The organism is bacterium, assembly GCA_021372535.1.
Classification (GTDB): Bacteria; Latescibacterota; Latescibacteria; order Latescibacterales; family Latescibacteraceae; genus JAFGMP01.
Map to the genome: position 1 here is coordinate 1 of JAJFUH010000166.1, position 8,871 is coordinate 8,871.

6 protein-coding genes are annotated in these 8,871 nt (G+C 50.6%); all 6 read left to right on the forward strand.

Features of this window, described 5'->3' with window-relative positions; all coding sequences use genetic code 11:
- The first annotated feature begins 983 nt into the window (after positions 1–983).
- Positions 984–2,120, forward strand: coding sequence for a DNA double-strand break repair nuclease NurA (locus LLG96_14685; GenBank protein ID MCE5251457.1), 1,137 nt, complete (start codon positions 984–986; stop codon positions 2,118–2,120).
- Complete coding sequence (locus LLG96_14690; protein MCE5251458.1) at positions 2,113–3,843, forward strand: DUF87 domain-containing protein; 1,731 nt, start codon at positions 2,113–2,115, stop codon at positions 3,841–3,843. Before LLG96_14685 ends, LLG96_14690 begins: the two co-directional genes overlap by 8 nt.
- A 590-nt stretch (positions 3,844–4,433) precedes the next feature.
- Positions 4,434–4,895: a hypothetical protein gene (locus tag LLG96_14695; protein MCE5251459.1), complete on the forward strand. Its 462-nt coding sequence runs from the start codon at positions 4,434–4,436 to the stop codon at positions 4,893–4,895.
- Positions 4,896–5,163: 268 nt separating this feature from the next.
- Entirely contained in the window at positions 5,164–5,991 is an 828-nt protein-coding gene (locus LLG96_14700; protein ID MCE5251460.1) for a ThuA domain-containing protein, read from the forward strand.
- Positions 5,992–6,155: 164 nt separating this feature from the next.
- The gene (locus LLG96_14705) at positions 6,156–6,992 is read left to right on the forward strand and encodes a ThuA domain-containing protein (protein MCE5251461.1); all 837 of its coding nucleotides are present in this window, start codon (positions 6,156–6,158) and stop codon (positions 6,990–6,992) included.
- Positions 6,993–7,027: 35 nt separating this feature from the next.
- Positions 7,028–7,867 (forward strand): ThuA domain-containing protein, encoded by an 840-nt coding sequence (locus LLG96_14710; GenBank protein ID MCE5251462.1) that lies wholly within the window; start codon positions 7,028–7,030, stop codon positions 7,865–7,867.
- The last annotated feature ends 1,004 nt before the right edge of the window (positions 7,868–8,871 follow it).

An 8,871-nucleotide genomic window follows, 5' to 3' on the forward strand; every position in this document is an offset into this window, starting at 1 on the left:
TAGTGCCATATATTCACAATATTGTTTTATGGCTCATCCGAAAAATGAGTACCTTAAAGTAAAAATATAAATAACAAATAATTACACAGTTAATACCAGCAATAACCGGAAAAGATACTTTCTTCAAGAAATCACTTAAAAACGTATGCCTGTCAAGGCTTCGCCGTAGGCGAACTTGTCTTGGCCTTGACAGCCACGGAGCAACACATTCCTTAAACGGGGGATTGAGAATCTTTACCTCTCAAACCCCATTATAAGGGCATTTATAGCAATTCATTATTGGCGAGGTACGCATTAATCGGATGAACCTGTTTTATTATTGCTCCGGCGATTAAAGAATGACATTATATGACGACAAAACGAACAAATACAGCGCTTTTTCAGAAATTCATATCACTGTTTAGTCGCCGGAGCAATAACCCGGATTATTCGTGAAATAATTTCACCATACTCGCCACGTTGCGCTGTGTCGAGGCAGGAAGGCACAAAAAGTCATAACGGATTGTTTTATACATGACGAAATAATTGTTCGTGTTTTTATTGTAGGGGCAACCCCCCGTGGTTGCCCACTATAGAAAAAATCCGCGTTCAATTATGGTTCATGAATAGATCGGGTTAATAGTTGCATAAGCTTATGAAAAAATATCGATTCATCGAGTGTTCGATTATGCAACAGTCAGCGTTCGATAACGGACAAGATTATACCCGCATTGCATCCCCTTATGTTAACATGCCGTTTACAATCATTTGTGAAGCCCTGGCTCGATAAACTATTACTTTCATTTTTCAATCAGACTTCATGGCAGGGAGTTTCGCGGTATGTCCTGTCACATCCATACCGTTTTTTATTTGACAAAATCGGGAAAAATTCCTTTATATTACATGGACAGGTTGCAGTAAATTCAAGATACAATCCCTTGGAACACGATATTTAACCGTATGGTGCGGTTAAAGCAACAAATCACGCACCGGATGGGGAAAGCATGCATAATTCATTTGCCGGGCTGCCGGTTTCCCTTGTCAGCGAACTCTTGGCCAAAAACGGCCGGATCGCCGATGATCTCTACGAGACACTGAACGAGATTCGGGACAACCGCGATAAACTCCGCGGGCAGTTGCAGGACGGCGGCATCATTCAGAGCGATTCCTCGGGCGGTGAAAAGGAAATTCTCACATCGTGCTGCGTGGACGGCTGTTTTTCCACCAGAAATCTGGTGCTTTCGGAGCTTGTTTACTGCGCCGCATGCGCTGTTGAAGGGCTGGTTCCGCCGTCGGGTGAAAAGCACTGGGACAATCCCCTTCATACCGTGCTGTATCACAGCGAACGCGGGAATACGAACACCCGTGGAGTGCTCGAAGCCCTCATGATGGAAATGCGGCTCGATATCGCCGCTCAGGCCCCCCATGGCATTGTGTTTGTCAACGGGTCGTTCATGTCCCCGTTCACGACCATGCTGACAACGATAAAAGACGCCCTCGTGTCGAAGGAATCCCCGACAAGCCAGGAGTTCCTCAACCGGATAAAGCCGGCGCTCGCATCATTCAAAACCATCTTCGATTCTCAGGAACCCAAAAAAATATGGGCGGGAATACCCCCGGAAGCTCCGGGAAAAGAGTTCGCCGCCAGTCTTCAATGGCCCGATCGCTATGATGATCATATCCTTTTCTCTCTGCTTCTGAAGCCCGGTGAATTTACCACACCCGTCAAAGTCGATACATCAGAGCTGTCGAAGGTGACTGAGCTCCCCATAAAGGACGAAAAGTTCTCGGCGGTGATCGACAGCATCGTTACGGCCATGGGCGAGCTCCACGTACTGTACTACAGGCCTTTCGGGTGGACGCCCGCGCTCCGGTTCGAGATCACGAAGAGTACGGCTGCCGATGCATCGCGGCTTGCGCTTCTGCTGAACGGCATCGGGTTTCAGTGCGGAGTCTCCGGTATCCGTACTCCCTATCCGGTTTTCCGCGCCGGAGATATGGTAAAAAACATGGAAAAAGCGCTGCCCTCGCTCCGTAAATCGGTTCTTGCGCATATAACGAACACCCATGGCGGCGACATGGGAGATATATTTTCTCTTTTAATGTTTACAGGCTCGAACATGGGAGATGATTATGAATAACGGAAATACAGAACATAAGATTGCCGATTCGAAGCAGATCGGCGTCATCGGTTCTCCCTCGACAACGGGGAACATCGTGGTCGACATGCTCGGAAGCGCCACCAAACGAAAACTCATCGGAGAAATGGCCTATTTCACGTTCATGCAGGACGAGAAACCCCATTACGCCATCGGTCAGATTACCGAGGTTTTTCTGAGCAACGCCGTTCTCGAGGATGCCACGGTTAAGAATATGATCCGTGAAAAAGGCAGCATCGAGGCGGTGAGCGGCCTTCAGGACACATACCGGGCGCGAATTTCGATCAGCGCCGTGTTCGGCCAGGAAAACGGGAATTACTTCCCGAGCCTTCTCGGAACCATACCCCCGACCGGAACGGCGGTAGGGCTCATCGACGATGAATTTCTCGACACGCTCCTTGCACGGTATCGCGGCGAAATATTCTATCTGGGACGGGTTTATGGCTCAACGCCGAGGCTGCCGCTCTGGTTCAAGCATTTCGGCAGGGGCGAAAACGGCGCGGGAGAGGCATACCACATGGGCATTTTCGGTAAAACCGGGTCGGGAAAGTCGGTCCTCGCGCGGATACTCCTCCTCGCCTATGCCCGTCACGCCGACATGTCGATTTATATCATCGACCCCCAGGGCGAATTCGCCATGGATGTCAAGGGCGAGATCAAGAGCGCATCCTTCGACCTCAAAATGAAGCAGGTCATAACGGCGTTTCAGAAGGATATCATTGTCAAGAGCGTCAACCAGCTTGTCCTCCAGGGCTGGCCGCTCTTCACCGAAGTGCTCCGCGAATCGAACTTTTTCCCAAAAATCGGTATCAAGGAATTCGATGAGAAGGTCATCGCGTCGGAAGATATCACCCGCTACATGAAAGGGAAATACAAGACGACGGAGCTCGTGTCGGAAGAAGCCTTCTTCGAGGCGTTCAAGCTCATGGGCAGCGAAAGCTCGAACGAGCGCCTCAAGAAGATTTTCAAGGACTTCAGCTACAGCAAGGAAAAATTCAACGCCCTTTATGTGACATCGTGGAAGCCGGTCTGCGAATTGTTCCGCGACAGGGAGGGAGCGATCACCATCGAAAAACTCCTCCAGCAGACATTCGCCGTTCAGCAGACGAAACGCCCGGTCGTGGTCATCGACCTCTCCGCAGGCTCCGCGAAAGATATTTACTGGAGCGATACCATACAGCTGCTCGCGATAAAGAGCCTGCTCGAATTCCTTAAAAACACGGCGGAATTTTCATACCGGAAAAACCAGTTTCTCAATACGCTCGTTATTCTCGACGAGGCGCACCGTCTCGCGCCGAGCGAGGAGACAGCCGAAAATGAAGCGCTCTCGAGCGTTCGGCTCACCCTCATCGATGCGGTGAGAACAACCCGCAAGTACGGCCTCGGGTGGATGTTCATCAGCCAGACTCTGGCGAGTCTGCCCCGGGAGATAGTCGAGCAGATGAGAATTCTGTTCTTCGGGTTCGGCCTCGCATTCGGCAAGGAATTTTCCGCCCTGACCGAGCTCGCGGGCGGAGAGGACAACACCCTGAAACTGTACCAGTCGTTCCGCGATCCGCACAGCGCGTTCGATGTTTCATCGAAACAGTACAATTTCATGTCGATTGGGCCTGTGTCGCCGCTGTCGTTTTCCGGTACGCCGCTGTTCCTGACAGCGTTCAATAATGTCATGGAATTCTTCAAGGTCAACAGGCTGGTGAAATAGGCTCCGGAGCATGTTTTAAGGATTTATTGCTCCGGTGGATAAATAATGACACGTGGATGTGATGTACATGCCGAATATGCCAGGCATGACAATACCGGCGATTATTAACGATACCGTGATTTTGTCTCCCGGGGATGAATCTCCGGGCCATTACCGAAAAGCGCCTACGGCGCGCTCTGACCGGTTGTGTTCCTGAGTCCCGGAGGGACTTTTCGACAATAGACCGGCATTTCAATGCCGGGCGGCTCAAAGTATGAAACCGTCAGATGTCACCTTTTAATCACCGGTGCAATAAATAGACAGACCTGTCAAGGTTCGATCGAAGTGAGATTTATATAACCTTGACAGCCACAAAACAAAATCGTTCATATCAGGGTGATTGAGAATCGCTATGCTCAATCACCGTTAATCAGATATCTTCAACCAGCAAAAGTGGAGATAATCAGAAAAAACAAATCCGTGTAAATCCGCCCGATCCGCGTAAATCCGTGTTCTATTATAATTCATGCATGGATCGGATTAACCACGTTTATCGAGCAGAAATTCCACGAATGATGCCACATGACCGATACATTACGGAGGATATACCTATGCGAATGAATTTCATGCGCTGCACGGCATGTGCAGCACTGCTTGTCCTTATATTCTGCGCCGCAGCTTTTGCGCAGGATAAATCGCCGGTCCGTATCGCATTCGACCGTAATTCAAAGCGTATCGACCTCATAACGGAACGCGAGCTTCCCGACTATACGCTTGCCGAGAGGGGAAGCATCCGGTTTTTTCTGGGGAGACTCGATCAGCCTGATGATTTCGTGAATTTCACCCATGACGGCGTCCGGAAGGCGAATATCAGCGATCTGGGCATGATGGAAAAGGTTCAGGCGCAGTTCGCCATCTGGAGGCTCAGGTACAAATCCGGAAGCAAGAACACCCCCCGTATACAGCACCTTGCAGTCTCATTCGTTCCGCTGTCCGTATCGACGAAAGAACCGGAACGCCGGGTATATGTCCTCCTCAACGATCTGGAGCTGATCGACTGGGGAAATAAATGATTCACGACAGAATAAGCCCGGATTATTCATATAGTTATATTTTTCTTATAATAGATCCTCCCTGCCTTGCGGCATCTTGCCTTTTTAAGGGTGGAGATGGGTCTGCTCCCCCTTTGTTTAATAAGGGGGAAACGGCGAAGCCGAGGGGGATCATGTTCAAGCATGGATAATATTTGTTATTATTGATATTACATCATAATTATCACTACCCTTTTTTGATTTTGCGAATAATCTGAATTCGATGGAATTGAACGATAAGGAGCATATAATGGGTGTTTCCAAACCATCGCGGAGGACGGTTCTCAAGACCGGACTGGCGGCGGTCGCGGCATCGGCGGGCACTGTCACGCAGGCTCACGCCGCTCCAAAACCGAAAGCCCCCGGGGAAACCAAGGTCGTGGTCATGATGGGCGATTACTGCCATAACCCGATATACCAGGAAACGAACGTCCGCGGCATATTTTCTTCCCACAAGGACTGGCGCCTCTGTTTCCCGCGGGGAAGCAGATTTTTCACCCCGGAGTTGCTCGGCGATGCCGACCTGCTCATTACCGCGCGGTACAGCGGGAGGGACCCGGTGCGGTGGACAGGCGAGGGTGTCGACGATACCATGACCGCGGGTGAGCCGCTCTGGACTGATGAACGCGCCCGGCTCGTGATAGATCATGTCAAAAACCGCGGCATGGGATTCATGGCCGTACACTGTACCATCTTTGCGGGAAGCACGGAGATCGAGGACCTGCTCGGGATAGAACCGGTACTTCACCAGGAAATCCAGCCGATAATCATCAGGGACCTTAACGGGGATCATCCGGTTACGCAGGGGATAAATCCGTTTTTTATTAACCTCGACGAGCAGTTCGATGTTATTATCAAGGACACCACGAAGACAACCGTCCTGTTCAGGTCGCTTGCCGTCCATGACAAACGGGACTCGGTCGGAGGATGGTGCCTCGAACAGGGAAACGGCAGAGTCGTCGGGCTGCTTCCGGGTGATACGCGCTGGCCTTACGAAGTCCCCGAGTACCGGGAGATTTTCTGGCGGGCCGCTCACTGGGCGCTCAAACGTGACATTCCTTCCCGTTCACGGGCGTGAGGGATGTGATACCAAGGTGCATTCTGAGAGTTACATTTCGACAAAAATAATGTACGATTTTCGAAGTACGATTTACGATTTATTGAAACATGTCAAGCCGAATACAGTCTGCATGGTTCTTATTTCATGGTAGTTATGGATTATTGCCATTCCAGGGGGATAGAATGAATTCAGGTAAACAACCGTCGCGGAGAACGGTTCTCAAAACGGGCATCGCTTCGATAGCGGCTTCCGCGGCTGCCGTCACGGTATCGTCCGCCGAGGTGCCGAAAAAAGCTCCCGGAGAAACGAAGGTCGTTGCGGTCATGGGCGATTACTGGCATCCCGCCGCTTCGCAGGAACGTCATGTCCGCCAGATATTCGCTTCTCTCAAGGGCTGGAAGATTTACTTCGTGCTGGCGAGCAGGTATCTCACGCCGGAGCTGCTCGGCGATGCCGACCTCCTTATAACCGCCCGGTACGGCGGTGGAGACGATCCGGCATGGACTCCCGATCCGGTTGTCGTTTCACGGCCTGCGGGGGATACGATATGGACAGAGGATCAGGCCAGGGCTATCTTCAATAATGTCAAAAACCGCGGCATGGGCTGGATGGCCGTCCACTGCACACTCTTTTCGGGAAGGACGGATGTGGAGGATTTTATCGGTATCGAGCCGGTACTGCATCAGGAAATTCAGCCGGTCATCGTCCGCGAGCTGAATCCCGATCATCCGGTCACGAGAGATATAAAGCCGTTCTTTTTCAATCTGGACGAGCAGTTCGATGCGATAATCAAGGATCCGTCCTCGACAACTGGCCTGTTCAGAACACTCGCTGTGCACGACAAACGCAACGCGCTCGGAGGGTGGTGTCTCGAACGCGGCAAAGGCAGGGTCATCGGGCTTTTACCCGGTCATTACCAGTGGACATACCGTGTTCCCGAATATCAGCACATATTCTTCCGGGCCGCGCACTGGGCGCTCAACCGTGATATTCCGCCGTTTACCGCCCCCGGAGCATGAACACCGTCACCACTTTTTGTTTTCAGGAGGATACGATGGCTTCAGATAACAATACGGAAAAGAAGGGCGTACTGAGCGCGGGACTTGCTGCGCTTGCTGCGGCTGCGGTTACACCGCAGGTACACGCGGCGCCGAAACCCAAAGCCCCGGGCGAAACCAAGATCGTCGCGGTCATGGCCCATGACACCAACCATAACGGTGTCACCCAGGAATATTATATGCGCACCATTTTCGAATCGAAAAAGGACTGGCGACTCATATTCGCCCGGGCGAGCAGCCTGTTTACCCCGGAGCTTATCGGCGACGCCGACCTCCTCGTCACCGCGCGCACCGGTATTGCCGATCCGATCGACCTGACCGCCGATCCGCTCGCCGATTCCATGCGGGAAGGCGCGCAGCTGTGGACCGATGAGAATGTGAAAGCGATCATAAACAACATCAGAAACCGCGGCATGGGATTCCTGGCGCTTCACTGCACCATCTATTCCCGAAACAGGGACATCACCGACCTGCTCGGTATCGAGCCGATCATGCACAACGAGGTCCAGCCGATATGGGTGCGTGATACGAATCAGGATCATCCCATCACGCAGGGTATCGGCAGATTTTTCATCAATCTCGATGAACAGTTCGCGGTGGTGATCAAATCGGAGTACTCGACCACGCTCTTCGAGACCACCGCCATGCACGACAAGCGGAACGCCGTGGGCGGCTGGTGCCTCGAAAACGGCAAGGGACGGATTGTGGGGCTGCTCCCCGGGCATACCGCCGACCCGTACAGGCTCCCCGAATACCAGGAAATCGTGTGGCGGGCGGCGCACTGGGCGATGAGACGGGATATTCCCCCCTATCCGAAAGCGGGGAAATCGATATAAGCAGTTCGAACTATTGCTCCGGCGAATAAATATCGATACTAATATTTAAAATAGATACCGAATCAAGTTCGGCATGATGTCTCCGATGTCACTGTCTAATCGCCGGAGCAATAACATGATTACCATGTTGTTAGTTGCATACTGTTTTCATGAAAAGAAATAATTACTGTTTTTAAACCGTTTTTTATCTGAAAATGCATCTTCAAGTTCACGGTGCTGAAGCCTCGGCCTGCTGCCGGGTATCGCTGTAACACCGTCATTCCCGAATCTTTAATCGGGAATCCATATGCAGTTGCATACATTTTTCATCCTTTGAAGTACTACCCATTGTCATGGAGGTTATTCGTAAAAACACTTTACCACAAAGACGCAAAGGCACAAATAAACATAATAAATTATTTATACTATTTTTAGTAACCATTAATCGTTCACATTTAAAAGCGGGGTGAAGAACTCCGCATGTCTGAATTTTGGCTGTCAAGGGTCGGCACGAAGTGCTAATCCCTGATTATTAATTCGGGGATATGTTTTTATGCTGATGCCCCCCGAAATCCACGATGAATATATTGTAATACATTGATTATAAATAATATAATACCTTTTGGAGTTTCTGTTTTTTCAACCCCGTTGAAAAGCCCCGCGGTCACAATCGGTTTTCGGAAAAAGAATGGGGGCTGTCCGAGCGAGCCGAAGGCTCGTGAGTTCACACATTCCCGAAAAACTGGCCGTGACCGTGGAAAAAGGCTTTTCACGGGGTGCCCTTTCCTTGGTTACTTCCTTTGGGCAAGCAAAGGAAGTAACATCTAAAGGAAGTAACATCTAAAAAAAGTATTCTTTAATATGGGTGTTGGCCGGATATTTTAACTGGTGACCCCCAACAATCCACGACGACTATTTTATTGTAATTAATTGATTATGAACAGCATAACACCTTTTTGGAGTTTCTGTTTTTTCAACCCCGTTGAAAAGCCCCGCGGTCACAATCGGTTTTCGGAAAAAGAATG